The organism is Candidatus Methylomirabilota bacterium, assembly GCA_035709005.1.
Taxonomy (GTDB): domain Bacteria; phylum Methylomirabilota; class Methylomirabilia; order Rokubacteriales; family CSP1-6; genus 40CM-4-69-5.
In genome coordinates this window covers 36,198-59,723 of the sequence record DASTFB010000008.1, presented here as the reverse complement: position 1 = coordinate 59,723, position 23,526 = coordinate 36,198, and the positions used below count along the sequence as shown (strand labels likewise).

The 23,526-nt window shown below is 70.8% G+C and carries 22 protein-coding genes; 1 reads left to right on the top strand and 21 read right to left on the bottom strand.

The annotated features are described in order from the left end of the window. The first annotated feature begins 138 nt into the window (after positions 1-138). Positions 139-2,019, top strand: a complete 1,881-nt coding sequence (gene recQ, locus VFR64_01300; GenBank protein ID HET9488379.1) for a DNA helicase RecQ — start codon at positions 139-141, stop codon at positions 2,017-2,019. 16 nt (positions 2,020-2,035) lie between these two features. Here recQ and VFR64_01295 read toward each other — a convergent pair whose 3' ends face one another. The 21 genes from VFR64_01295 to VFR64_01195 form a co-directional block, all read right to left on the bottom strand. Next, positions 2,036-3,202: an acyl-CoA dehydrogenase family protein gene (locus VFR64_01295; protein ID HET9488378.1), complete on the bottom strand. Its 1,167-nt coding sequence runs from the start codon at positions 3,200-3,202 to the stop codon at positions 2,036-2,038. 2 nt (positions 3,203-3,204) lie between these two features. Continuing rightward, on the bottom strand, positions 3,205-3,993 hold the full coding sequence (locus VFR64_01290; GenBank protein ID HET9488377.1) for an enoyl-CoA hydratase-related protein: 789 nt from the start codon (positions 3,991-3,993) through the stop codon (positions 3,205-3,207). Positions 3,994-4,066: 73 nt separating this feature from the next. After that, the gene (locus tag VFR64_01285) at positions 4,067-5,257 is read right to left on the bottom strand and encodes a CoA transferase (GenBank protein HET9488376.1); all 1,191 of its coding nucleotides are present in this window, start codon (positions 5,255-5,257) and stop codon (positions 4,067-4,069) included. A gap of 58 nt (positions 5,258-5,315) precedes the next feature. Beyond that, complete coding sequence (locus VFR64_01280; protein ID HET9488375.1) at positions 5,316-5,708, bottom strand: response regulator; 393 nt, start codon at positions 5,706-5,708, stop codon at positions 5,316-5,318. Between the two features lie 168 nt (positions 5,709-5,876). Then, positions 5,877-6,905, bottom strand: coding sequence for a methionine synthase (locus tag VFR64_01275; protein HET9488374.1), 1,029 nt, complete (start codon positions 6,903-6,905; stop codon positions 5,877-5,879). Then, positions 6,905-7,612, bottom strand: coding sequence for an ATP-binding cassette domain-containing protein (locus tag VFR64_01270; GenBank protein ID HET9488373.1), 708 nt, complete (start codon positions 7,610-7,612; stop codon positions 6,905-6,907). Before VFR64_01270 ends, VFR64_01275 begins: the two co-directional genes overlap by 1 nt. Beyond that, positions 7,612-8,424 (bottom strand): ABC transporter ATP-binding protein, encoded by an 813-nt coding sequence (locus tag VFR64_01265; protein HET9488372.1) that lies wholly within the window; start codon positions 8,422-8,424, stop codon positions 7,612-7,614. Before VFR64_01265 ends, VFR64_01270 begins: the two co-directional genes overlap by 1 nt. Before the next feature lie 4 nt (positions 8,425-8,428). Further along, entirely contained in the window at positions 8,429-9,367 is a 939-nt protein-coding gene (locus tag VFR64_01260) for a branched-chain amino acid ABC transporter permease (protein ID HET9488371.1), read from the bottom strand. Next, the gene (locus VFR64_01255; protein HET9488370.1) at positions 9,364-10,248 is read right to left on the bottom strand and encodes a branched-chain amino acid ABC transporter permease; all 885 of its coding nucleotides are present in this window, start codon (positions 10,246-10,248) and stop codon (positions 9,364-9,366) included. The genes VFR64_01260 and VFR64_01255 overlap by 4 nt, the downstream gene beginning before the upstream one ends. Positions 10,249-10,264: 16 nt before the next feature. After that, positions 10,265-11,533 carry an ABC transporter substrate-binding protein gene (locus VFR64_01250; GenBank protein ID HET9488369.1) on the bottom strand — a complete coding sequence of 423 codons (1,269 nt, stop codon included), beginning with the start codon at positions 11,531-11,533 and terminating at the stop codon, positions 10,265-10,267. A 42-nt stretch (positions 11,534-11,575) separates the two neighbouring features. Further along, entirely contained in the window at positions 11,576-12,325 is a 750-nt protein-coding gene (locus VFR64_01245; protein ID HET9488368.1) for an enoyl-CoA hydratase/isomerase family protein, read from the bottom strand. A gap of 10 nt (positions 12,326-12,335) precedes the next feature. Next, positions 12,336-13,271 carry a creatininase family protein gene (locus tag VFR64_01240; protein ID HET9488367.1) on the bottom strand — a complete coding sequence of 312 codons (936 nt, stop codon included), beginning with the start codon at positions 13,269-13,271 and terminating at the stop codon, positions 12,336-12,338. After that, positions 13,271-14,671, bottom strand: a complete 1,401-nt coding sequence (locus VFR64_01235; GenBank protein ID HET9488366.1) for a 1-acyl-sn-glycerol-3-phosphate acyltransferase — start codon at positions 14,669-14,671, stop codon at positions 13,271-13,273. Before VFR64_01235 ends, VFR64_01240 begins: the two co-directional genes overlap by 1 nt. Next, positions 14,668-15,207: a hypothetical protein gene (locus VFR64_01230; GenBank protein HET9488365.1), complete on the bottom strand. Its 540-nt coding sequence runs from the start codon at positions 15,205-15,207 to the stop codon at positions 14,668-14,670. The genes VFR64_01235 and VFR64_01230 overlap by 4 nt, the downstream gene beginning before the upstream one ends. Beyond that, positions 15,204-16,313 carry a PrpF domain-containing protein gene (locus VFR64_01225; GenBank protein HET9488364.1) on the bottom strand — a complete coding sequence of 370 codons (1,110 nt, stop codon included), beginning with the start codon at positions 16,311-16,313 and terminating at the stop codon, positions 15,204-15,206. The genes VFR64_01230 and VFR64_01225 overlap by 4 nt, the downstream gene beginning before the upstream one ends. Then, on the bottom strand, positions 16,310-18,241 hold the full coding sequence (locus VFR64_01220) for an aconitate hydratase (protein HET9488363.1): 1,932 nt from the start codon (positions 18,239-18,241) through the stop codon (positions 16,310-16,312). The genes VFR64_01225 and VFR64_01220 overlap by 4 nt, the downstream gene beginning before the upstream one ends. Further along, a complete protein-coding gene (locus VFR64_01215) occupies positions 18,238-19,368 on the bottom strand; it encodes a citrate/2-methylcitrate synthase (GenBank protein HET9488362.1) in 1,131 nt (376 codons plus the stop codon). The genes VFR64_01220 and VFR64_01215 overlap by 4 nt, the downstream gene beginning before the upstream one ends. A gap of 54 nt (positions 19,369-19,422) precedes the next feature. Further along, positions 19,423-19,716 carry a hypothetical protein gene (locus VFR64_01210; GenBank protein HET9488361.1) on the bottom strand — a complete coding sequence of 98 codons (294 nt, stop codon included), beginning with the start codon at positions 19,714-19,716 and terminating at the stop codon, positions 19,423-19,425. A gap of 19 nt (positions 19,717-19,735) precedes the next feature. Then, positions 19,736-20,674 carry an LLM class flavin-dependent oxidoreductase gene (locus tag VFR64_01205; protein HET9488360.1) on the bottom strand — a complete coding sequence of 313 codons (939 nt, stop codon included), beginning with the start codon at positions 20,672-20,674 and terminating at the stop codon, positions 19,736-19,738. Positions 20,675-20,694: 20 nt separating this feature from the next. Continuing rightward, positions 20,695-21,771, bottom strand: a complete 1,077-nt coding sequence (locus VFR64_01200; GenBank protein HET9488359.1) for a DUF6282 family protein — start codon at positions 21,769-21,771, stop codon at positions 20,695-20,697. Positions 21,772-21,799: 28 nt separating this feature from the next. Then, on the bottom strand, positions 21,800-23,470 hold the full coding sequence (locus VFR64_01195; protein ID HET9488358.1) for a thiamine pyrophosphate-binding protein: 1,671 nt from the start codon (positions 23,468-23,470) through the stop codon (positions 21,800-21,802). Positions 23,471-23,526: the final 56 nt, after the last annotated feature.

The following is a 23,526-nucleotide window of genomic DNA, read 5'->3' as shown; positions in this document are numbered from 1 at the left end:
GACGGCGTGACGGGTCTTCGAGTGGGTGGCCATCGCGCTCCTCCTTTCCCTCCACCATAGCCGATCGATCGCCCTCCAGCGCAGCGTCAGAAAGCGTCCACACTAGGCCCGACGGGCCCGGTCGGCTATGATCGCGCCATCATCCAGACCGAGTTCCTGCACGAGACCATCAACCGCGTCTGGGGCTACGATCGCTTCCTGCCCCTGCAGCGCGAGGCCATCGCGTGCGTTCTCGACGGGCGGGACTCCGTCGTCGTGCTACCCACGGGCGGCGGCAAGTCACTGTGCTACCAGGCGCCCGCCGTGTACCTGCGTCGCCTGGCCGTCGTGGTGTCGCCGCTCATCGCCCTCATGAAGGACCAGGTCGACGGCCTCGCCCAGGCGGGCGTGCCAGCGGCCTTTCTCAACAGCAGCCAGAGCGGCGCCGAGCGCGCCGCGGTCGCGGCGGGCCTGGCCGCCGGTCGCCACCAGCTGCTCTACGTGGCGCCGGAGCGGCTGGTGATGGACGGCTTCCTCGAGCGGCTGGGCCGGGCTCGGCCGGCCTTCTTCGCGGTGGACGAGGCGCACTGCATCAGCCAGTGGGGCCACGATTTCCGGCCGGAGTACCGGCAGCTGCGCGTGCTGCGCGAGGCGTTTCCCGACGTGGCCGTGCACGCGTACACGGCGACGGCCACGCCACCGGTGCGAACCGACATCGTGGCCGAGCTCCGATTGCGGGATCCCGCGGTGCTCGTCGGCTCCTTCGATCGGCCTAACCTCATGTATCGCGTGCAGGCGCGGACCGACCGGCTGGCCCAGGTGCTGGCCGCGATCGGGCGCCACCGCGGGCAGGCCGGGATCGTCTACTGCATCCGACGTGCCGAGGTGGACGAGGTGACCGCCGCGCTCGCCCGTCGCGGCCTGCGGGCGCTCCGCTACCACGCCGGGCTGGCCGACGACGAGCGGCGGGCCAATCAGGACGCCTTCGTCAACGAACGGGCGGACATCGTGGTGGCCACCGTGGCCTTCGGCATGGGCATCGACCGCTCCAACGTGCGCTACGTCATCCACGCCGGGATGCCGAAGTCCCTCGAGCACTACCAGCAGGAAGCCGGCCGCGCCGGCCGAGACGGCCTCGAGGCCGAGTGCCTGCTGCTGCACAGCGGAAGCGACTACGGCCTCTGGAAGTCCGTCCTCACCGCCGGGGGCGTCGAGCCCCCGCCGGCCGCCCTGCGCAAGCTCGGCGAGATGTACGCCTTCTGCCAGGACGCGGTCTGCCGGCACCGGGCGCTCGCCACCTACTTCGGCCAGCCCTACGAGGGCTCGAGCTGCGGCGCCTGCGACGTCTGTCTCGGCGAGACGGTGGCGGCCGACGACGCCGGCTCGGTGGCGCTCAAGATCCTCGCCGGCGTCGCCGAGCTCCGCGGCCGCTTCGGCGCCACCCACGTCGCCGACGTTCTGGCCGGCGCCGCCACCGGCCGCATCGGCCAGCTCGGCCACGATCGGCTCGAGGCCTACGGAACCCTGCGGGGCGAGAAGAAGAGCCAGGTGCGCGCGTGGATCGATCAGCTCATGGCCCAGGGTCACCTGGCGCGCTCGGACGACGAGTATCCGACGCTGCTCATCACCGAGAGCGGTCGCCGGGCGCTGGGCGGCGAGAGCCGTCCGGCTCCCCTGACCACCGCGGGCAAGGCTCCGGCGCCCGTCGGTCCCGCGCCGGCACGGGGCCCGACACGCGAGGGCCGTGTCGATCGTGCGGCCGAGGTGTCTGACGGCGAGCTGTTCGAGACGCTCCGTGCGCTGCGGCGTCAAGTCGCCGAGGAGCGCGGCGTGCCGCCCTACCTGATCTTCTCCGACGCCTCGTTGCGCGACATGGCGCGGCGTCGGCCAGCGACCCCCGAGCAGTTCCGGGACGTCAAGGGCGTGGGTGACTGGAAGCTCGCGACGTTCGGCGAGCGGTTCCTGGCGGCGCTGCGCGACGCTGGCGCGCGGGTCGTGTCCGTGCAGCCGACGCAGGACGCCGGAGGGAAGCTGTCCTAGACGGCGGCGCGCGGGCTCAGTACGAGCGCGGCATGCCGAGCACGTGCTCGCCGATGTAGGCCAGCACCAGGTTGTTGTTGACCGGGGCCGTCTTGTAGAGACGGCACTCGCGGAACTTGCGCTCCACGTCGTACTCCTCGGCGTAGCCGTAGCCGCCGTGGCAGTCGATGCACGCGTTGCCGGCCTCCCAGGCCGCCTCGGCGGCCAGGAACTTGGCCATGTTGGCCTCGGGGCCGCAGGGCTCGCCCGCGTCGAAGAGCGCGGCCGCCTTGTTGCGCATGAGCGCAGCCGCTTCCACCGCCATGTGGGCCCGGGCGATGGGGAACTGCACGCCCTGGTTGGCCCCGATGGGCTGGCCGAACAGCACGCGCTGGCCCGAGTAGGCCGCCGCCTTGTCCACGAACCAGCGACCGTCCCCGATGGACTCCGAGGCCACCAGGATCCGCTCGGCGTTCATGCCGTCCAGGATGTAGGCGAAGCCCTTGCCTTCCTCGCCGATGAGCGCCGTGGCCGGGACTTCCATGTTGTCGAAGAACAGCGCGTTGGTGGAGTGGTTCATCATCATGCGCAGTGGGCGGACCTCGAGGCCCTTGATGCCCCGGATGTCGACGAGGAACACCGACAAGCCTTCGGTCTTGCGCCTGACCTGGTCGACGGGCGTGGTGCGGGCCAGCAGCAGCATGAGATCGGACTGCTGCACGCGCGAGATGAACATCTTCTGGCCGTTGACCACGTAACGATCGCCGCGGCGCACGGCAGTGGTCTGCAGCTTGGTGGTGTCCGAGCCGGCGTTGGGCTCGGTAACGCCGAAGGCCTGCAGGCGCAGCTCCCCGCTGGCGATCTTCGGCAGGTGGGCCCGCTTCTGGGCCTCGCTGCCGTGCCGCAGCAGGGTGCCCATGATGTACATCTGGGCATGACAGGCGGCGGCGTTGCCCCCGCTGGCGTGGATCGTCTCGAGGATGAGGCTGCCCTCGATGATCCCCAGGCCGGCGCCGCCGTACGCCTCGGGGATGAGGGCGGCCAGATACCCGGCCTTGGTGAGGTCGTCGACGAAGGTCTCGGGATACTCGCGGCGGGCGTCGAGCGCCCGCCAGTATTCGCCCGGATAGCGCTTGCAGATCTCGGCCACGCCGTCGCGCAGGGCCCGCTGCTCGTCCGTGAGGGTGAGGTTGATCACCGCCATGACTACCTTCCTTTGAACTGCGGCTTGCGTTTTTCGTTGAACGCCCGCACGCCTTCCCGGCGGTCCTCGGTGAGGACGGTGGCGTTGTAGGCCTCGATGGCCAGGATCATGGCCGTGTCGAGATCGGTCTCCAGCCCGTAGGCGATCGCCTTCTTGGCCTGGCGCACGGCGACGGGACCGTTGCCCGCGATGGTCGTCGCCAGCTCCAGGGCCAGCGCTCGGGCCTGGCCGCGGGGCACGAGGTGGTTGATGAGACCGGTCGCCTTGGCCTCGTCGGCCTTCATCCGCCGCCCCGTGAAGATCAGCTCTTTGGCCAGCGGCGCCCCCAGCAGGCGGGGCAGGAGCTGGGTGCCGCCAATGCCGGGAAAGATGCCGAGCGTGGTTTCCGGCACCCCGAAGACGGCCGTCTCGCTGGCCACGATGAAGTCCGCGAGCACGGCCAGCTCGCAGCCGCCGGCCAGCGCGAAGCCTTCCACGGCGGCGATGACGGGCACGGGACAGCGCAGCACCGCGAAGGCGGCCTGCTCGAAGATGACGTGCTGGGCCCGCCAGGCCTCGTCGGTCATCGCGTTGCGCTCTTTGAGATCGCCGCCGGCGCAGAAGGCGCGATCGCCGGCGCCGGTGAGGACGACCGACCGGACCTGGGCATCCCGGGCCAGCGCCTGGAAGCACGCCAGGAGGTCTTCCCCCATGGCCGTGTTCAGCGCGTTCATCTGCTCGGGCCGATTCAGCGTGACCGTCGCCACATACCCATCGTCCGTGCGGTCCACCAGCAGGTGACGATAGGTCATTTGTAGCGGGGTCCGCCAGCTCGGCTAAGGCCGAGGGTGGGCTGTTCTAGGTGCGGCGTGGCTCCGTGCGCTTTCATACGATGACGCGCTGGCTGCGGAGCCCGCGCACGTCGTCGCGCGTGTAGCCGAGCCAGGTCAGGACGTCCTCGCTGTCCTGGCCCAGGCCGGGCGGCGCCCGCCGCACGTCGGGGCGGCGACCGTCCCACTGGATGGGAAGCCCCACGCCGGTGAGCTCACCCAGGCGGGGGTGCGTCGCGGTCACCAGGATCCCGCTCTCGCGGGTGTGCGGCTCGGCCAGGACGGCGTCGATGGCGAGGACCGGCGCCGCGGGGACGCCATGACGTCGGAGCGCGTGCACCAGGTCGGCGACCTTGCGCTCGCGGGTGCGCGCGGAGAGCGCGTCGACGAGGACCGCGCGGTGGCGAACGCGGCCGGGATTGTCGCGGAACCGCTCGTCGGCGGCCAGCTCCGGCGCCCCCAGGGCCTGGGCCAGGCGGGCGAAGATGGCGTCGGAGCCGGCGGCGATCATCACGTGACCGTCGGCGGCGGGGAACGCCTGGTACGGCGCGATCATCGCCGTGCTCGATCCCTGGGGCGTGGGCACCGTGCCGGAGCCGAGATAGCCCATGACGTGATAGCAGACCCACATGAGCGCGGTGTCGAACAGCGCGGTGGTGACCTCCACGGCGCGTCCCGTCGCCTCCCGCTGGCGCAGGCCGGCCACGATGCCCAGCGCCGCCCACATGCCCGTGCCCATGTCGACGATGGAGGTCCCGACGCGAGCCGGCTCCTGCCCGGGATGACCGTTGACCGACATGAGCCCGCCGTAGGCCTGCATCATCGGGTCGTAGCCGGGCAGGTCGCGCAACGGGCCCCGGGTGCCGAACGCCGTGATCGAGCAGTACACGAGCCGCGGGTTGAGCGCGCCGGCGCCGGCGAAGTCGAGCCCCAGCCGGGCCACCACCCCGGCCCGCAGGCTCTGCACGAAGACGTCGGCGCGCGCGACCAGCCGCCGCAGCACCTCCAGACCGCCCGAGGCTTTGACGTCGAGGGCCAGGCTGCGCTTGTTGCGGTTGAGGCTCAGAAAGGTCGCGCTCTCGTCGCCCCAGTACGGGGGAGCCCAGGCCCGGGCGTCATCACCGCGCCCCGGGGGCTCGATCTTGATCACGTCCGCGCCCATGTCCCCCAGGATCTGGGTGCAGAAGGGGCCGGCGACGTTCTGGGTGAGATCGGCGACGATCAGGCCTTCCAGTGGCAGGGCCACGGCAGCGAGTCTACCTGATTTGTCCGGCAGCCGCCGCCGGCAGGTCCGCCGGCGGCCATTAGCGACGTCGCGCGAGGGCCTCCCGCACCGTGCGGTGGATGTCGTCGAGGTCGAAGGGCTTGTGCAGGGCCGGAGCGCCGATGCGGGCCAGGAACCGCTGGGTATCGGGATTGGTGGAGTCCCCCGTGATGAAGATGACGCGCGGCAGCAGCGCCGGCCAGCGTCGCTCCACCTCGCGGTATAGCCCGAACCCGTCGAGCTCGGGCATGCGGACGTCGGTGATGATCACGTCGTAATCGCGCCGGGCCAGCTGGCTCAGGGCGGCGCGCCCGTTGTCGGCCGTGTCGACGCGATGGCCCTCAGCGGCGAGGATCTTGGCCAGCATGTCGGCGAGCCGACGGTCGTCGTCCACGACGAGGATTGCGGGAACCGTGGCGGGCGTGCGCGCCATTCGCGCTCGAGGGAGCAAGAAGCGTACCGGACGCCGCCGCGCTCGCGCCCGCGCTGGGGCGACGCGACGTCGTGCTAACCCATCGCGGCGCCGGGTGATTTCGCGGGCGCTCCGACGCAGCTGGCGCCCCGGCGCGCTGACAAATCACGTCGCTGGTGTGACTGGGTGTCAACCGGTGACGCCCAGCTCCTTCCTCACGAGGGCGGCGCCGGCGGCGAGCGCGCGTAGCTTCTGATTGCACATGGACCGCGGCGACCAGCCGAAGCCGCAATCCGGATTGACGGTCAGCCGCTCGGCCGGACACACGTGCAGGACGCGACGGATCCGCCGCGCCACATCCTCGGCCGTGTCTTGCTCGAAGCCCTTGACGTCGATGACGCCGGCGCCCAGCTGGCGTCCGTCGCCGTACTGCTTCCACAGCTCGAGCTCGCTGAGCTCCCGGCCGGCGAACTCCAGCACGAACTGGTCGGCGCGCGCCTTCAGGAGGCCCGGGAAGTACGGCGCGTACGTCCGGGCGAAGCGGGAGCGCCCGTAGCGGTTGCCGAAGCAGATGTGAAAGGCCAGCCGGGCCCGGACGCCCTCGGTGGCCCGGTTGAAGAGCCGGGCCATCTCCTCCCCGGTCACGTTGCCGCGGGCCGGCTCGTCGATCTGGATGAAGTCGGCGCCAGCGGCCGCGAGCGCCTGCAGCTCGGCGTTGATGACGTCGGCGAAGCGCTCGGCGATATCGACGACCCCCGCGTACACCGTGCCCGGGAGGATCCGCGACCCGAAGGTGAGGGGTCCGGCGCAGGTGGCCTTGGTCGCCCGCGTGGTGCGGGCGCGCAGGTACTCGAACTCCTTGACGATGCCCAGGCCGCCGGGCGGCGTTTCGATGGGCCCGACCGCCTCGTAGCGCGTCTGCTGATCGTAGCCCCAGGGCCCCAGCTTGCGGCGGACCGGCAGCGGGCGGATGCCCTTGATGATGGCGTAGTAGGAGTCGACGTAGCCGTCGAGCCGGCGCACCTCGCCGTCGGTGATGATATCGATGCCGGCCCGCTCCATGTCACGGATGGCGGTGTCGGCGGCGTCATCGAACATCTCCTCGACATCGGCGGGGCCGGCCTCGCCGGCCTCGTAGGCCTTCACCACGGTGAACCACCAGCCGGGCTTGCCGTGGGAGCCGACGACGGCGGTGGGAATCAGCGGCAGGGATGGCATCAGGGTCCTCCTCCGATGATGCGCAGGACGGTCGGGTCGCGCCGGGCGTCCTGCGGCTTGCCGGCAAAGATGATCTCGCCGCGCTCGATGACGTACAAGCGGGTGGCGTGCTCGGGCACGTGGTGGACGTTGGACTCGGCGATGAGAATGGCCACGCCGAGCCGGGCGATGTCCGAGATCGAGGCGGTGATGAGCGGGATGATGGCCGGGGACAGGCCTTCGAACGGCTCGTCGAGCAACAAGAGGTGCGGATCCAGCGCCAGGGCGCGCGCCACCGACAGCATCTTGCGCTCGCCCCCGGACAGCTGCGTGCCGCCCCGGGTGGCGTACCCCCGCAGTCGGGGGAACACGTGGTAGGCCCGCTCGACGCGCTCCGCGGGCGGGCGCCCCGTCGGCCGCGTCCACGTGGCGATCTCGATGTTCTCGGCCACTGTGAGGTCTCCGAACACTTCGCTCTCCTCGGGAGCGAAGCCGATGCCGCGCGCGGCGATGGCGTGCGTGGGCAGCCCGACCAGGCTCTCGCCCCGGAACGTGATGGCGCCGGCGGCCGGCCGCAGATACCCCATGATCGTCCGCAGCGCGGTCGTCTTGCCGGCGCCGTTGCGCCCCACCAGGCAGACCAGCTCGTGCTGGCTCACTTCCAGACGGATGCCGCGCAGGACCCGGCTGGCCTGGATGTCCACGGTGAGGTCCCGCACCTCGAGCATTATTGGAGCGGGTGACGCGCGCTCGGGTCGGACCGCGGGTGGGCTGCTCCAGGCGCGTGCGGCTCCGTGCGGCCCAGCACGGTGGCGACGACCTGGGCGTCGGCCCGAATGCGCTCGGGCGGGCCGTCGGCGAGCACGCGGCCCTCGTGCAGGGCCACGATCCGGTCCGAGTAGCCGAAGACGATATCCATGTCGTGCTCGACCTGCACGATGGCCTGGATGCCGATTCGCCGGGCCGCGCTCACGAGCGTCTCCATGATCAGGTGCTTGTCGCCGGTGCTCACGCCCGAGGTCGGCTCGTCCAGCAGGATGATGTCCGGATGCAGCGCGAACGCGCTGGCGACGTCGAGGAGCTTCTTGTCGCCCTGGGGCAGGGTTCGGGCCGGCCTGCCCAGGTGCCGATCGAGACCGAACAGGCGGGCGACCTCGTGGACCTCGGCCCGTACGTCGGCGTCCGCGGCGAGCCGCGCCCACAGCCGGCCTGCGCGTCCCAGGCGCGACAGCGCGGCGGCCGCGATGGTCTCCTCCACGGTGAGGCCCGGGAAGATCGTCACGAGCTGGAACGAGCGCGCCATGCCCAGGCGGGCCAGGCGGGCCGGCCCGATGCCGACCACGTCCCGGTCCTTGAAGCGTACGGCGCCGCCCGACGGAGCGGTCAGCCCCGCCAGGACGTTGACCAGCGTGGTCTTGCCGGCCCCGTTGGGGCCGATGATGGAGACGAACTCGCCCGCGCTCACCCTCAACGACACGCCGGCCAGCGCGCACACGTCGCCGTAGAACTTGGTGACCTCCACCGCCTGCAGCAGCGCCATCGGGTCAGGCTCCCTCCGAGGACCAGAGCCCCATGAGCCCGCGCGGGAAGAAGATCACGACGACGGCCAGGATGGCGCCGAACACGAAGCGCCAGTATTGCGTGAACGACATCACCTGGTCTTGCAGGAAGATGAAGACCAGGGCGCCCAGGATGGGACCGAAGAAGTTCGCGAAGCCGCCCAGTAACAGCATGAACACGAGATTCCCGGAGTGGGTCCAGTAGGCGAGCAGCGGATCGGCCAGCCCGGTGGGCACGGCGAGCAGCACGCCGCCCACGCCGCCGAAGACGGCGGCGATCACGAACGCATAGAAGCGGTAGCGGCGCGCGCTCAAGCCCAGCGCCTCGGCCTTGGCCGGGTTCTCTCGGATGACGCGCAGGCACAGGCCGAACGGGGACGAGACGATCCGCCACATCACCAGCGCGGCCAGGATGAGCAGGCCCAGGCAGTAGTAGTAATAGGGGCCGACGAGGAACGGCACGGTGTCCATCCCGGCCAGCGGCTGGCCGAGCAGGACGGGCCGCAGCACCCGCATGCCCTCGTCCCCCCCGGTGAGATGGTAGAACTTGAAGAGGAACGAGTAGAACAGCATGCCGAAGGCCAGCGTCAGCATGCCGAAGTAGATCTTCACGTAGCGCACGGCGACGAGGCCGGTAGGCACGGCCACCAGGGCGGCCGTCCCGGCGGCGGCGAGCAGGATGAGCTCGAACTGCCGGACCCCGAAGACGCCGGTCAGGTAGGCGGCCGTGTAGGCGCCCACCGCGACGAACAGGGCGTGGCCGAACGACAGCAGGCCCGTGTAGCCGAACAGGAGGTTCAGCCCGAGCAGCGCGATGCCGTAACCGAAGAACGGCAGCATCAGCGTGGCGTAGTAGTCCTGCCCGGCCAGCGGCACCAGCGCCACGCCGACCACGGCCAGGGCCAGGACGAACCGGGGGATCACGTCGCGGCCCTGGCGAACAGGCCGGCCGGCCTCAGGATGAGCACACCGATGACGATCACGTAGATGGCCAGCATCTCCACCTCCGGGTAGGTGGCGATCGCCACCGCCCGGAGGATGCCCACGACGAGCGCGCCGGCGAAGGCGCCGCGCATGCTACCCAGGCCGCCGATCACCACCACGGCGAACGCCTCCACGATGAGGTCGATACCCATCTCGTTCACCGCCGCCGTGGCCGGGATGACCAGGGCGCCACCCACCGTGCCCAGCGCCACGCCGAGGGTGAAGACCCGCGAGTACACCCACCCCATGTCCACGCCGAGCGCCTCGGCCATCCGGCGGTTCTCCGCCGCCGCCCGCACAATGCGCCCGAAGCGCGTGCGGATGAGCAGCCAGCCCATGCCGGCGGCGATGGCTCCGCCGGCCGCGATGACGATCAGGTTGTAGACGGGAATGGTGAGGCGGCCGAGGGTGAGCTGGCCGTACACCAGATACACCGCCCCGGCGAGTTGATGGGGCGCGCTGCCCCAGAAGAACCGGATGACGTCCTCGAACATGAGCACCAGCGCGAAGGTGAGCAAGAGCTGCAGGCTCTCGTCACGGTCGTAGATGGTCCGCAACAGACGCTCGATCGGCGGGCCGAGGACGGCCAGCAGGACGCCGGCGGCCACCAGCACGAGGACGAACAGCGGGGCGGGCAGGCCCGCCCCCAGCGCCCACGAGACCAGGGAGACGCCGAAGTACGCCCCCAGCGCGTAGAACGAGCCGCAGGCTAGATTGAGGATCTTCTGCACGCCGAAGACGAGCTGCAGCCCCGCGGCCACCAGAAACAGCACGGCGGCGTGGAACACGCCGCCGAGCACGATGTTGAGACTCTGGGCGATCAGGACGTCGCGGCCCTCACGCTTTCCAGGAGTTGATCCAGTCGTAGAGACCCATGCCCGACGGCTTCTGAATCTGCTTGGTGGACATGACCTCCACCGGGTCGATGGTCACGAAGTCGTGGCGGTTCTTGTGGGTGCTGATGCCCTGAAAGAAGCTGCATTCCATGATGTGATCGGCCCGATAGCCGCGCCGCCCTGACAGCGACTCCACCTCGATCCCGGCCAGCGCGTTGATCACGGCATCCGACGTGGGCCACTTCCCCGCGCCCTTGCCCGCCTCCTCCACGGCGGCCTTGTATGCCATGACCGTGAAGTAGGCGTGGTCGGACTCGTAGTTGGGCCACTCCTTGAACTTAGCGTGGTGCCACTTGGTGAACTCGCGCAGCAGGGGGCTGGCCCCGGGCGCCTCGAAGTACATGGAGTTGTAGCCGAGGATCATGCCTTCGGGGGCGAAGTCCTTCTTCAGCGACTCGTGCACGCCGCCGGCGGTGGTCATGACGAACTTCGTCGAGCGGGTGAGCCCGGCCGCGTGGGCCTGCTTCAATAAAATCGGCGCGTCGCCCGACCAGAAGGAGCAGAAGACGAGATCGGGCCTGGCCTGGTGCAGGGCGGCGACGTGAGAGGTGAAGTTGGTCTCGCCGAGCTTCGGCCACAGGTCGGCCACCGGCGTCACCCCCATCCCGAACTTCTTCATGATGGCCAGGAAGGCGGCCCAGTTGTCCCGGCCGTAGGAGTAATCGTTGTTGATCCCGGCCACGGTCTTGATCTTGCCCTTGAAGTGCCGGGCCGTGAGGATCGAGGCCATCACCGCCTCGGCCTCGTTGTCGACGCTGCGGAAGGAGTACTTCGGTTTCGGCATCGACTCCTCGACGCCCTTCTGGGTGGTGCCGTCCCAGGCCAGCCAGATGGTCTTCAGCTCCTCGGCCACCGGGCCGATGGCGAGCCCCACGCCCGTCGACGCGACGCCGGTCACCGCGTCGACCTTGCTCTGGAGCGCGAGCTTGCGGAAGCGCTCCACGGTGTCCTTGGGGTTGGATTCCTCCTCGACGACCAGTTCGATCTTCCGGCCCATGATCCCGCCCGCGGTGTTGATGCGGTCGACGGCGAATTGCGTGCCACGGAGGCCCGATTCGCCGACGGGGGCGGTGACCCCGGCTTTGGCGGCGAGCACGCCGATCTTGACGGGCCCGGCCTGCGCGAAGGCGGGCGGACTGTCCAGTCGTGTGGCCAGCGCGGCCGAGGCACCACCGACCAGTTTGAGGAAGCTGCGTCGCGTCGTGCTCATCGTCTCGACCTCCTTGCGCCCTGAGGCGGAGCGCATTCTAAGCTATCTCCGGCCCTTGCGCTCCACGAAGGCCCGAATCCGCTCGCGCGCTTGCGGGCTGGTGCGCAGCGCCGCCCCGTAGGCCTCCGGCTCGCCTCCCCGCGGGCCCGCCCGCAGGCTGCGCACGATCGCCTTCGTCGCCGCCAGGCCTTCGCGCGGCGAGGCGGCGATCTCGGCGGCCCAGGCGCCGGCGCTGGCCTCCAGGGTGGGCGGCGCCACCACCCGGTTCAGCAGACCCATGCGCAGCGCCTCGCTGGCGTGGACGGTGCGGCCGGTGAGCAACAAGTCGCGCGCGTGGCCGCCGCCGGCGATGTCGAGCAGGCGGGCGATGCCGTAGGCCGGATTGAAGCCCAGCGTGACCTCGGGCAGGCCGAAGCGCGCCCGATCGGAGGCGATCCGCACGTCCTGAGCGAGCGCCAGCATGAGGCCGCCGCCGAGGGCGTGACCGTCGATGGCGGCCATCGTCACCTGCGGCAGCTGGGAGAAGCGGTCCATCAGGGCGGCCTGACGGGTGGCCAACGCCGCCGCCGCTTCCGGGGACAGCGAGCCCATCTCGGCCAGGTCGTTGCCGGCGCAGAAGGCGCGGCCTCGCCCGGCCACGATCAGCACGCTGACATCATCCTGGCCGGCCACTCGCTCCAGCGCCTGCTCCAGCGCCTCGGTGAGCGCGGTGCTGAGCGCGTTGAGCGCGTCGGGCCGGTTCAGACGGAGCCAGGCCACGCCGTTGTCCGTCGTGACCTCGACGAGCAGCATGATGGCTCGGCTACCGCCGGGGCCGGAGCCAGGCGAGCGCGGCCAGCCCGAGGCCGGCCGCTGCGGCCAGCCGCCAGAAGTCCGTTCTCAAGAAAGGAATGGCGTAGTACGGCGAGGGCCGGGCGGTGGGACCGAGCCGTCCATCGAGCAGCGCGTGGACCAGCCGCATCGCCTCCGCCAGCAGCACCGTCGTCGTGGCCCTGGCGAACGCCGGGTCGGCCAGCGCCGGGTGGCCCACGTACCCGGCGGCGCCGTCGCGGAGCGGATAGTTGGGGACGAGCCGTTGGGGCAGCGAATAGGTGGCCGGGGGCAGGTCGCGCCACGCGCCATCCACCAGTTCCGGGCGCAGCATCAGCATCATCGAGGTCTCCCACCAGCCGGCATGGGCGTCCTCCGCGAAGGCGCGCCGCTCGGCATCGGCGAGCGGCCGCCCCAGCGCGGTCTCGACCTGGTCGAGGAAACGGCCGGAGCGGAATTGCGCGATGAGCCCCCCGGACAGCGAGGCCATGCGGATCCCGTGGCGGCCCGAGACGGTCGCGGCCGCCTCATCGAGGGCCGCCAGGTGGGTGGGCCCGGCGTGGCCGTTGGCCACCACGACGTAGCGGAACCCGGCCCGGGCGAACGCCGTGCCGAAGTCGACGACGGCGTCGCGGACCACGCGCTGCCGTACGGGAACAGTGCCGACCGCCTCGAAGGTGAAGGACCCCAGGTGCAGCGTGGGCGCCAGCACGGCCGACCATCCCGGCCGCTCGGCAGTCAGGCGCCGGGCGATCTCCTCGGCGAAGTGACGCGCCGTGAAGGCGTCGACGCCGAGCGGGAGGTGAGGCCCGTGCTGCTCCAGCGGGCTCACGGTGAGCACGACGACGGCCCGCTCGCGATCGAGCGCGTCGAGCGCCGGCATGGTGATCTCCTCGAGCCGATGGACGTTCACGGTCGAGGCTGCCATCAGAACGATGAGCCCCGCGTGGCCGCCAGGTAGCCCTCCCGCGCCCGGTCCAGCTCGGCGATGATCTGCCGGCGCTCGGCGAGCAGGTCCCGGGCGACCGCCCCCCGGGTCAGCGCGAGCAGGCCGAGCCGCATGCCGTGCCGGAGGGTGTCGATTCCCCTGAGATAGTGGTAGGCGACGAGCCCGCTCAGGGGCAGCGAGAGCGCGAAGAGCGCGCCCCACAGGACACCGGCCAGCCGGACCACCAGCCAGATCTCCAGACCCCAGAACAGCGGCAGGGCGACGATGCTCGCCAGCAGGCGCGTCGTCGCATAGTCGGTCTCCTTGCGGGCCCGCCGCCGGGCCAGCCAGCGCGGCACGAAGTAGGGCAGGGCGTTGACGAAGGCGCCGTAGGCGAACAGCGGGAACACGGCAACGGCCTCGCCGGCGCTCAGCACGCGCCGCCGGATCGTGCGCCGCCCCAACCGGGCCTGCACGGCGTCATCCGTCACCTGGTAGCGGGCCAGGAGCGCGCGGTAGGCCTGGATCCGCCGCCAGAGGCGCTCGACGCGCTGAGGGTCGCGCTCCTTGAAGTGCTCGACCGCCTCCACGATCGAGCGGGAGATCCGAAAGAGGTCGACCTCATCTTCGGCCAGGCCGCGCTCCGCGCGCAGTTCGCGCACGAGGTGGCTGCGGTACAGCTCCTCGACCGCCCGCACGACGGCCGCGGTCTCGATCCGGTCGACGTGGACGACCTGCGCCTCCATGGCCCACTGGATGGCCGCGGTCAGCTCCTCGACGGCCTTGACCGGATCGACCCGGTAGGCCCGGCCGTACGCCGTCAAGGCCGCCGGCTCTCCGAAGGAGACGAGCACCCGCGCCGTGAACGACTTGCGCGCCTCGAACGACAGTCCGACCGGGATCACGCTCAGGGTCTCGGGGCGCTGCGCCTCGAAGCTCAGGGCGATCCGGGCGGCGCCGGTCTTGATGCGCTGCACGCGGGCCTCGGCGTGGGTGGTGCCCTCGGGATAGATGGCGACGACACCGCCCTGGTCGAAGGCGGCGTGACAGGCGGCGAAAGCCTCGGCATTCGATGCGGAGGCCGAGGGCTCATCCTGCTTGCGATAGATGGGGATCACCCCGGCCCCCGGCAAGAGCCGTCGTAGCAACGGCCGCCGGAACAGAGTGGCCGTGGCCAGGAAGTGCACCTTGCGCGGCATCACGGCGCCCACCAGCAGCGAGTCGATGAGGTTGTTGGGGTGGTTGATGCAGAGCATGACCGGCCCGGTCTGGGGGACGCGCTCGAGGTGCCGGACGTGGACGCGTTTGAACAGGAACCACAGCCAGAACCGGGCCACCAGACGGAGGAACGGGTAGAAGAACTCCCGCTCGCTGGCGAGGCCGGCGACGGCAGTCGTCATCGCGCGCCATGGCGCTGGAGCAGGGCGTCGAAGTCCTCGTCGGCCACCGCCTCGGCCCACTGCATCGCCTCGGCGTCGCCGTACGCCTCGGCCATGTAGGCTACCGCGGCAGCGCGGGAGGGGAACAACCGCCACAGATGTGCGACACCGCCACCGCGGCGACGCAGGTGGAACACGGGGTCGCGCGGCGACGTCGGCTGATAGGCCACCCGCTCGCCGAAGCGATCGAGCGTCACCCAGGCCACCGCGATACCGTGCCCCGACAACACGCGAGCCTTGAGCGATTCCTCGGGCGGGAGGGAATCGAGGTCGCGCAGACGCGGCCCGTAGTAGATGGCCACGCTGGACGCGGGCAGGCCGAGCTCGACGGGCACCGGCTCCCCCAGCGAATCGAGGAGGGTCTTGGACTCGGCGCCCAGCCAGAAGCGCCCCGGGACGTACAGATCGCTCCAGGTTTCGATGACGCTACCCGCCGGCAGGCGCGCGCGCCGGCGGGCGATCTCTTCGCCGGCGGCGACGCGGTAGAGCTGGCTCACGGCACTCTCACGAACCCTTCCATCAGGCGGCGCGCCGTTCGATACACGGTCACGCGCTCGGCATACGGTTGGCCGTCCCGGGTGACGACGGAGGCGGCGATGGGCAGGATCCCGGAGGGGTGACCGAGGCGGATATCGGTGGACCGGGAGGCGTCCGGCGGTGTCACGCACTCGTGGACCACCGTCCCCTCGATGCGGGCGGCCACGGCCAGGCACATGGATGCGGTGAGGGCGAAGGCCCGGTGACAGTTCCCCATGGACATGACGCGGGCGAGCAGGTCGACGCTGTCGGCGTCCCCGGCGCGCCCGTCGAGCGTGGTGAAGGGGACGGCCGGCGCCACGAGGGCGATCATGGGGACGGCCGGGCTGCCGACGACGCCCATGAGCGCTGCGGCCTCGGTCCGGATGGCCAGCAGGCGCGCGACCAGCGCCCGGTCGGCGTCGATCGCCGCCGGCATCTCGGTGCCGCCGAGCTTGAGATCTCGCGCCCGGACGAACACGACGGGATTCGTGGCGTCGACCAGCGAGGCCTCGTGCCCGCCGACGACGTCGCGCGGCCGCCCAGTGGGCAGGAGCCGTCCCGTGACGGCGCCGCCGGGCTCCAGGAAGTCCAGCGTGATCCGGGCTCCGCGACCGGGTACGCCGGGCAGCTCGAAGTCCCCCGTCACCGCCGCCAGCCCGTCCTCCAGGGGCACGCGGGCGACGATGCGCTTGCGCGTGTTCGTGTTGTGGATGCGGACAGCCGCCGGGCTGGCGGTGGGCAGGACGAGCTTCTCGTCGATGGCGAACGGCCCCACCGCCGACGAGCAGTTGCCGCAGTTGCCCGTGTAGTCCACCAGCGGGCTCTTCACGTCGATCTGGGCGAAGGTGTAATCGACGTCGGCCTCGGGGTGGCTCGGCGGGCCGATGATGCACGCCTTCGACAGCGACGAGATCCCGCCGCCCAGCCCGTCGAGCTGCCGGCCGTAAGGATCGGGGCTGCCCAGCGCCGCCGACAGGATCTGGTCGCGGGCCACGCCGGCCGGAGGCAGGTCCTCCGTGTGAAAGACCAGACAGCGGCTGGTCCCGCCTCGCATGTAGACCGCCCGGATCCGCCGCTGGGTCACGATGACCCTGACGCCGCCCGTGTGTGGGCGAGGAGCCCGCCGGCCAGGAGGATGTCCCGCTCGCGCGGCGTCAGCACGCACGACGCGGTGAACGAACGCCCCGAGCGGAGGTTGGTGACGCGGACGCGGTGGCCCTGGGCCAACGCCGCTCTCAGGTCCTCCAGGCGCAGCCGGTCGTCGCGCTCCAGCTCGTCCCAGACGCTGGGGTCGTCGAAGACCAGGGGAACGACACCCCAGTTGATCAGGTTCGCCCGGTGGATGCGGGCAAACGACTTGACGATGACGGCGCGGACGCCGAGGAACATCGGTCCGATGGCCGCGACCTCGCGCGAGGAGCCCTGGCCGTACAGCTCGCCGGCCACGATGATCCCGACACCCGACCGGCGGGCGCGGGCCACGAACTCGGGATCCACGTGGCGAAAGGTGAATTCCGCAATCGCGGGGATGTTGGAGCGAAACACCAGGACCCCGGCCCCCGAAGGCGAGATGTCGTCGGTGGAGACCTTGTCGCCGAGCTTGAGCAGCACCGGCGCCTCCAGGGTCTCCGTGACCGCCTCCCCGAGCGGCACGGCCTTGATGCTCGGCCCGCGCACGACCTCACCTCGCCCGTCCGGCGCCACGAACCCGACGGTCGAGGAGGCGAATTGGGCGGGGAGCGTGACGGGAGGCTCGGGGCCGAGCGTTCGCGGATCGGTGATCGCGCCCGTCAGGGCGGAGGCCGCGGCGGTCACCGACGAGCAGAGATAGACCTGGTCGTCCTTGACCCCGCTGCGCCCCGGGAAGTTGCGATTGAAGGCCCGCAGGCTCTTGGCCCCGCTGGCCGGCACGTGACCGATCCCCGGGCATGCGCCACAGGTCGACTCGGACACGGTCGCCCCGGCGGCCAGCAGGTCGGTGAGCAGCCCCTCCCGGGCCATCGTCTCGAGGATGCGGTGGCTGCCCGGGAAGAGGATGAAGGAGACCGAGGGGTGCACGCGGCGGCCGCGCATCACCCCCGTCACCGAGGCCATGTCGTGCCAGGAGCCGTTCGTGCACGAGCCGACCATGACCTGCTCGACCGGGGTGCCGGCCACCTCGACCACCGGAACCACGCGGTCCGGCGATCCGGGCAGGGCCACCAGCGGCCCGATGGCGCTCAGATCCAGCTCGATCTGGTCGTCGTACGAAGCGTCGTCGTCGGGCAGGGCCGGCCGCCAGTCCTCGCCACGGCCGAGACGGGTCAGGTACGAGCGCGTGACGTCGTCGCTCGGAAACACGCTCGTCGTCAGGCCGAGCTCGGCGCCCATGTTGGCGATCGTCATCCGCTGGGCCAAAAGCAGGCTCTCGAGACCGGGGCCGCCGTACTCGAAGATCTTTCCGGTGCCGCCCCGCACGCTCAACCGGTGCAGCAGCTCCAGGATGACGTCCTTGGCGGTGACCCAGGGGCCGAGGCGGCCGGTGAGCCAGACGCGGACCACGGCGGGCATGGGAAAGAAGTAAGGTCCGCCGCCCAGCGCCACCGCCACGTCGAGCCCGCCGGCCCCGATGGCCAGCATCCCGGCGGCGCCGCAGAGCGGGGTGTGGCTGTCCGACCCCAGCAACACCTCGCCGGGGACCGCGAAGCTCTCGACGTGCACCTGGTGACAGATGCCGTTGCCGGGCTTGGAGAACACGGCGCCGTAGCGACGGGACACCGTCTGCAGATACCGGTGGTCGTCGGAGTTGCGGGAGTCGAACTGGTAGACGTTGTGGTCGATGTAGGTCACCACCCGGCCCGGCTTGACCCCCCCGAAGCCCATCGCTTCGAACTGCAGCCAGGACTGGATGCCGTTGGTGTCGGTCAATAGGATCTGGTCGACGGCGATGCCGATCTCCTCGCCCACCGACGGCTTGCCGGCGACGAGGTGCTCGTCGATCAGCTTGCGGGTGAGGCTGCGCCCCGCGCTCATCGCTTCTCGAGGGGCAGCCAGGCGCGGCGGCCGGGCCCCTGATAGTCCCCCCGGGGCCGGATCAGCCGGTTGTCGCGGTGCTGCTCGATGATGTTGGCCGTCCAGCCGGCGACGCGGCCGGCCGCGATGACCGGCGTGAACAGGTCGACGGCGATCCCCAGCGAATAGAAGAGTGGGGCCGAGTAGAAGTCGACGTTGGGGATCAGGCCCTTGGCCCGGTTGATCCGCTCGTGCAGCCGCACGGCCATCTCGAACCACTTGAACTGCCCGGACTGCCGGCAGGCCTCCTCGGCCATCCCCTTGAGGATCGCCGCCCGCGGGTCGCCCGCCTTGTACACCCGATGGCCGAAGCCCATGAGCCGACGCCGGGTGGCCAGCGCCTGCTCCGTGAAGCGCTCGACGTCGGCGACGTCGCCGATCTCCATCAGCGTGCGCATCACCGCCTCGCCCGCCCCGCCGTGCAGCGGGCCCTTGAGCGCGCCCACCCCGCCCGCCACCGCCGAGTGCATGTCGGACTGGGTGGAGGTGATGACCCGGGTGGTGAAGGTGGAGGCATTCAGCTCGTGCTCGGCGTAGAGCGTGAGGCTCGCGTCGAAGGCCTTCGTGGTGACCGGGGTCGGCCGCTCGCCCGTCAGCATGTACAGGAAGTTGGCGGCGTGGCCGAGATCCTTGACCGGCGCCACGGGCTCCTGGCCGCCGCGAATTCGATGTTGCGCGCAGATCGCGGTGGCGAGCTGGCTGGTCAGCCGGACCGCCTTGCGCAGGTTGGCCTCGTGCGTGTTCTCGGTGGCGTCCGGGTCGTGCATGCCGAGGATGGCCACCGCCGCCTGGAGCGTGCGCATCGGATCGGTGGCCCGGGGCATGAGGACGAACGTTTGCAGCAACTCACGCGGCACGGGGCGGGCCGCCACGAGCTCGGCCTGCAGCCGATCGAGCTGCGCGCGGGTCGGCAGCTCGCCGTGCCAGAGCAGGTGGGCGACTTCCTCGAACGTGGCCCGGCGGGCCAGGTCGTCGATGTCGTAGCCGCCGTAGGCCAGGCGGCCGTTGGCGCCGTCGAGATCGCACAGCCGGGTCTCGGCGGCGACTACACCTTCCAGCCCGCGGATCAGGCCGCCTCCCTCGGTCATCGGATTCTCCTCATCGAGGGCTCTACGGTAGACCGAGGGGCCCAGCGGCGCAACTTACTCGATCGGCTGATCGGCGCGGACCAGCACCGTCGCCGGGATGGCGAGAGCGAGCGTCCGGGCGGCCTTGACGTCGATGACGAACTCGAACTTCGTCGGTCGCGGGCAAATCGGCCGGCTTGGCCCCGAGTCGCTGTTGACACGGCCAGCGTGCGTAGAGATGTCTACGTAGGCCGCCGTACGCCGGTAGAGGTCGGGCCGGCTCGGCCCGTACGCCATCAGGCCGCCCTCGTCCACGAACAACAGGGTGAGGCCGGTGACGTTCCCGCCCGGCCGGGCCGGACTCGCCACCAGGCCGGCCTTGACCGGTTCAGGCCTTGGCCACGACCTCCTCGGCGAAGCGGTGCAGGGCGTCCCAGTCGTAGGGGCCCTGTCGGAAGGCGATGTTGAGCCGCTGCACGCCGGCCTCCCGATAGGCCGCGATCATCGGCAGGATGTCCGGGGGCGTCCCGCGCAGGAACCCCGTCCGCGCCCGGGGGTCCTTGCCGTAGTGCGTCTGGAACAGCGCTTCGCCGCGGGCGGCGCCCCTGGCGTCGGCCCCGAGATAGAAGCCGACATTGACGCTGCGCTGGATACTCCGCGGGTCGCGCCCCTGCCGCTCGCACCAGGCGTCCAGCACGTCGCTCTTCTTCTTCCAGGCCTCCGGGCCCAGATAGGGCGCGTTCCAGCCGTCGGCGTGGCGGGCCGCCGCGCGGAGCGTGCGCTTCTCGCCCCCGCCGCCGATCCAGATGGGCAGTCGCGGCTGCAGCGGCTTGGGATTGTTGGGCGCGTGCTCGAGCCGGAAATGCGTGCCGCTGAAATCGGCGCGTTTGACGGCCGGATCGAAGAGCAGGCGGAGGCACTGCACGTACTCCTCCAGCATGTCCTCGCGCGTGCCGATGGACGGGAAGGGCAGGCCGAAGGCCCGGGTCTCCAGCTCGTGCCAGCCGGCCCCGAGGCCGCAATCGACCCGTCCGCCCGAGAGGTGGTCGATGGAGGTCAAGGCCGAGGCGAAGACGCCCGGGTTGCGGTAGAGGACGCTGTAGACCAGCGAGCCGATCCGCACGCGGCGGGTCTCCAGGGCCGCCGCCGCCATGATGGTGGTGGACTCGAAGCAGTCGATCTCGCCCCCCTGTGGCGGCGACTCCTGGAAGTGGTCGGAGACCGAGAACCAGTCGAAGCCTCGCTCGTCGGCAAACCTCCAGAGTCGCCGCATCTCGTCGAGCGGCCCCCCCATGTGGCCGACGTGGATGCCGAAGCTCATGGCCATCGCGATCTGCCCGCTCGGTCTCAACCCATGAGCAGCTTGCCGGGCGTCTCCCGTCCCATCACCTTGATCTGATCCTTCGTGATGCCCTGCCCCAGCAAACCGGCCACGAGCATCGCGTAGCCGTCCGGCTGCGACGGGTTGCCGGTCTGCCCCAGGTCCGTGGACAGGACGAAGTGCTGGGCCCCCACCGCCTTGACGTGCTCGGCCGACTCCTTGTACGTGACCTGACGCCAGTGGCGCATCCAGGCCAGGTGGGCACTGGGTCCCATCAACGGCCCCATGGCGCAGATCTCCAGCTTGGCGCCCATGGCGGCCGCCTTCTTCATCTGCTCGACCGACATGTTGACGACCTCGAACTCGGCGTGGGTGACCACGATGCGGTCGCAGCCGGCGTCGCGGGCGGCCTCGATGATGGCCAGCGCTTCGACGGGCGAGGCGTGGCCGGTGCAGACGACCAGCTTCTGTTGACCGCAGACCTTCAGTACCTCACGGACGGCCGGCAACGCCTTGCCGTCGCCGCCGACCACCTTGATGCCTTCCGGCGCGTCCTTGAAGTGCTTGACGTGGTTGTCGGCGTCGAAGGTGGGGAACCAGACCAGACGGCCGTAGCCGCCCTGCATGCGCCACATCCACTGCACGGCATCGGGGTTGATGCCGCCCAGGGCGCCGTTGAGCACGACCCCGCCGAACGCCTTGAGGCCGGGGGTGTGCTTGCGCAGCAGGAACGCCCGGCCGGCGGTGGACACCACGTGGTTCTTGAGGACGACGGCCTCGGCCTTGCGCGCCATGTAGAGGGCGGCCGACTCGTCGTCGTCGATCGCCCGCCCGAACACGTCGGGCGCCGAGTGCACGTGGAAGTCGATCAATCCTTCGATGGGGCTCACCGCGGGCGGGGGTGGGGGGAAGACTCGCACCTGCGCGGCCGCCGCGCGCGGCAGGGTGCCCAGCGCGGCCAGCCCGGCGGCGCCGGCCGAGGCCGTCTTGAGAAACGCGCGCCGGCCGGCGCTCTCGGCCGGCTCGGCGACGGGTGGCCGATGGCCCCAGTGGTGACCGCAGCAGCTGATGAACCGCCATCGCGGGAGCTGGAACGGCTTCATGGGTCTCCTCCTCTGGAACGAGCGGGCGCTACTTGAACGCGGAATCGAGGCGGGCGTCGATGAGATAGGGCCCGCCGCTCTTGAGCCCCCGGGCGAGCGCGGCACCGACGTCGGCCGCCTTGTCCACCTGCTCGCCGGGCACCCCCAGCGAGCGGGCGAGCCCCACGTGGTCGATGAGGGGCCGGTCGAGGTCCATGCCGACATAGTGATCGTCCTCGGCCGAGAAGCCCTTGAGGGCGTGGGTGCGCTGCTTGAGGATCCGGTAGGACGCGTTGTTGAAGATCACGTAGACGACCGCTAGCGACTCGCGGGCGGCGGTCCACAGGGCCTGGCACGTGTACATCGCGCTGCCGTCGCCGATGAGCGCGATCACCGGGCGGTCGGGGAGCGCCAGCTTCACGCCGAGCGCCGCCGGCAGTCCCCAGCCGATTCCGCCGCCGCGCAGGCCGAAGAAGCTCTTGGCGTCCTCGCAGCGAAAGAAGTGACGGACCCCAGCCCCCGACGAGATCGTCTCGTCGATGATCGTCGCGCCGGGCGGCGTCGCCTGGGCCACGGCGTGGACCAGGCTCAGCGCCGGCATCGGATTCTGACCGGCTCCCCGCTGCGCCTTCTGCTCCAGCTCCGCCCGCTCCGTCGCAAACGCCAGCGCCACCGCCTCCCGGCGCTTGGCCGCATGCGGATGTCCGGCCTTGCCCGTGAGCCGGCGCACGGCTTCGCTCAGCTCGGGCAGCGTGGCCTTGGGATCGCCCTGGATGCCGACGGCCGCCGGGTAGTTCTTGCCGATCTCCCACGGATCGACGTCGATGTGGATGATGTCGAGGCCATGGGGCACCGGCTCCACATCGGACGGCAGCGAGAGCGTGAAGAGATCGCCGCCGATCGAGCAGAGCAGGTCGTAACGCATGAGGAACGCCCGGATCGGCGGGGCCAGGCGGGGGAACGATCCGCTGTAGAGCGGGTGCGAGAAGGGGAAACTGCACGTGGAGGCCACACCCTCGGTCACGACCGGCCCCCCCAGCAGCTCGGCCAGCTCGACCAGCTCGGCGAGCGCGTTCGAGTGGGCGACGGCGTCTCCGGCCACCAGCAGGGGCTGTTCGGCGCGGACCAGCCGCCGGGCGGCCTCCTCGATCGCCGCGCGGTCCCCGACCAGCCGCGGGGCCACTCGCGTGGAGGCGCCGAGATCGACGTCGCGCTCCGCGTTGAGCACGTCCACCGGCAAGGAGAGGAACACGGGCCCGGTCGGATGGGCCAGCGCGGTCTTCACCGCGCGCCGCACGATGCGCGGCAGGTCCTCCAGCCGATGCGCCTCGGTCGACCACTTGACGTAGGGCCGGGCCACCGGGGGCAGATCCGACCAGAGGATCGGCTCGGTCACCGTGAAGCACTGGTCGTGCTGGCCCGCGGTGAGCAGCAGCGGCGAGCCGGCCTTGTACGCGTCGTAGAGCATGCCCATCGCGTTGCCCAGGCCAGGGGAGACGTGCACGTTGACGGCGGCCAGGCCACCGCTGGCCTGGGCGTAGCCATCGGCCATCGCGATCGCGGGCGCCTCCTGGAGCGCGAGCACGTAACGGATGTCGGCCTGGCGGGCGAGGCCGTCCATCAGGGGCAGCTCGGTCGTGCCGGGATTGCCGAACATCACCGAGACACCCTCGTCACGGAGGATTCTCAAGAACGCCTGCTTGCCGGAGATGAATGGCATAGTGGCGGCGATCATAAACCCCGCCGACCCTTGATTCCAGGGGTGCCCGGATGCGA

Excerpts from the sequence above, each read along its gene's own strand:
- VFR64_01290 (HET9488377.1), bottom strand. The coding sequence starts at position 3,993 with ATGACCTATCGTCACCTGCTGGTGGACCGCACGGACGATGGGTATGTG.
- VFR64_01195 (HET9488358.1), bottom strand. The coding sequence starts at position 23,470 with ATGCCATTCATCTCCGGCAAGCAGGCGTTCTTGAGAATCCTCCGTGAC.
- VFR64_01245 (HET9488368.1), bottom strand. The coding sequence starts at position 12,325 with ATGCTGCTCGTCGAGGTCACGACGGACAACGGCGTGGCCTGGCTCCGT.
- VFR64_01200 (HET9488359.1), bottom strand. The coding sequence starts at position 21,771 with ATGAAGCCGTTCCAGCTCCCGCGATGGCGGTTCATCAGCTGCTGCGGT.
- VFR64_01275 (HET9488374.1), bottom strand. The coding sequence starts at position 6,905 with ATGCCATCCCTGCCGCTGATTCCCACCGCCGTCGTCGGCTCCCACGGC.
- VFR64_01235 (HET9488366.1), bottom strand. The coding sequence starts at position 14,671 with ATGACGACTGCCGTCGCCGGCCTCGCCAGCGAGCGGGAGTTCTTCTAC.
- VFR64_01270 (HET9488373.1), bottom strand. The coding sequence starts at position 7,612 with ATGCTCGAGGTGCGGGACCTCACCGTGGACATCCAGGCCAGCCGGGTC.
- VFR64_01295 (HET9488378.1), bottom strand. The coding sequence starts at position 3,202 with ATGGCGGTGATCAACCTCACCCTCACGGACGAGCAGCGGGCCCTGCGC.
- VFR64_01250 (HET9488369.1), bottom strand. The coding sequence starts at position 11,533 with ATGAGCACGACGCGACGCAGCTTCCTCAAACTGGTCGGTGGTGCCTCG.
- VFR64_01215 (HET9488362.1), bottom strand. The coding sequence starts at position 19,368 with ATGACCGAGGGAGGCGGCCTGATCCGCGGGCTGGAAGGTGTAGTCGCC.
- VFR64_01265 (HET9488372.1), bottom strand. The coding sequence starts at position 8,424 with ATGGCGCTGCTGCAGGCGGTGGAGGTCACCAAGTTCTACGGCGACGTG.
- VFR64_01240 (HET9488367.1), bottom strand. The coding sequence starts at position 13,271 with ATGGCAGCCTCGACCGTGAACGTCCATCGGCTCGAGGAGATCACCATG.
- VFR64_01280 (HET9488375.1), bottom strand. The coding sequence starts at position 5,708 with ATGGCGCGCACGCCCGCCACGGTTCCCGCAATCCTCGTCGTGGACGAC.
- VFR64_01205 (HET9488360.1), bottom strand. The coding sequence starts at position 20,674 with ATGGCCATGAGCTTCGGCATCCACGTCGGCCACATGGGGGGGCCGCTC.
- VFR64_01220 (HET9488363.1), bottom strand. The coding sequence starts at position 18,241 with ATGAGCGCGGGGCGCAGCCTCACCCGCAAGCTGATCGACGAGCACCTC.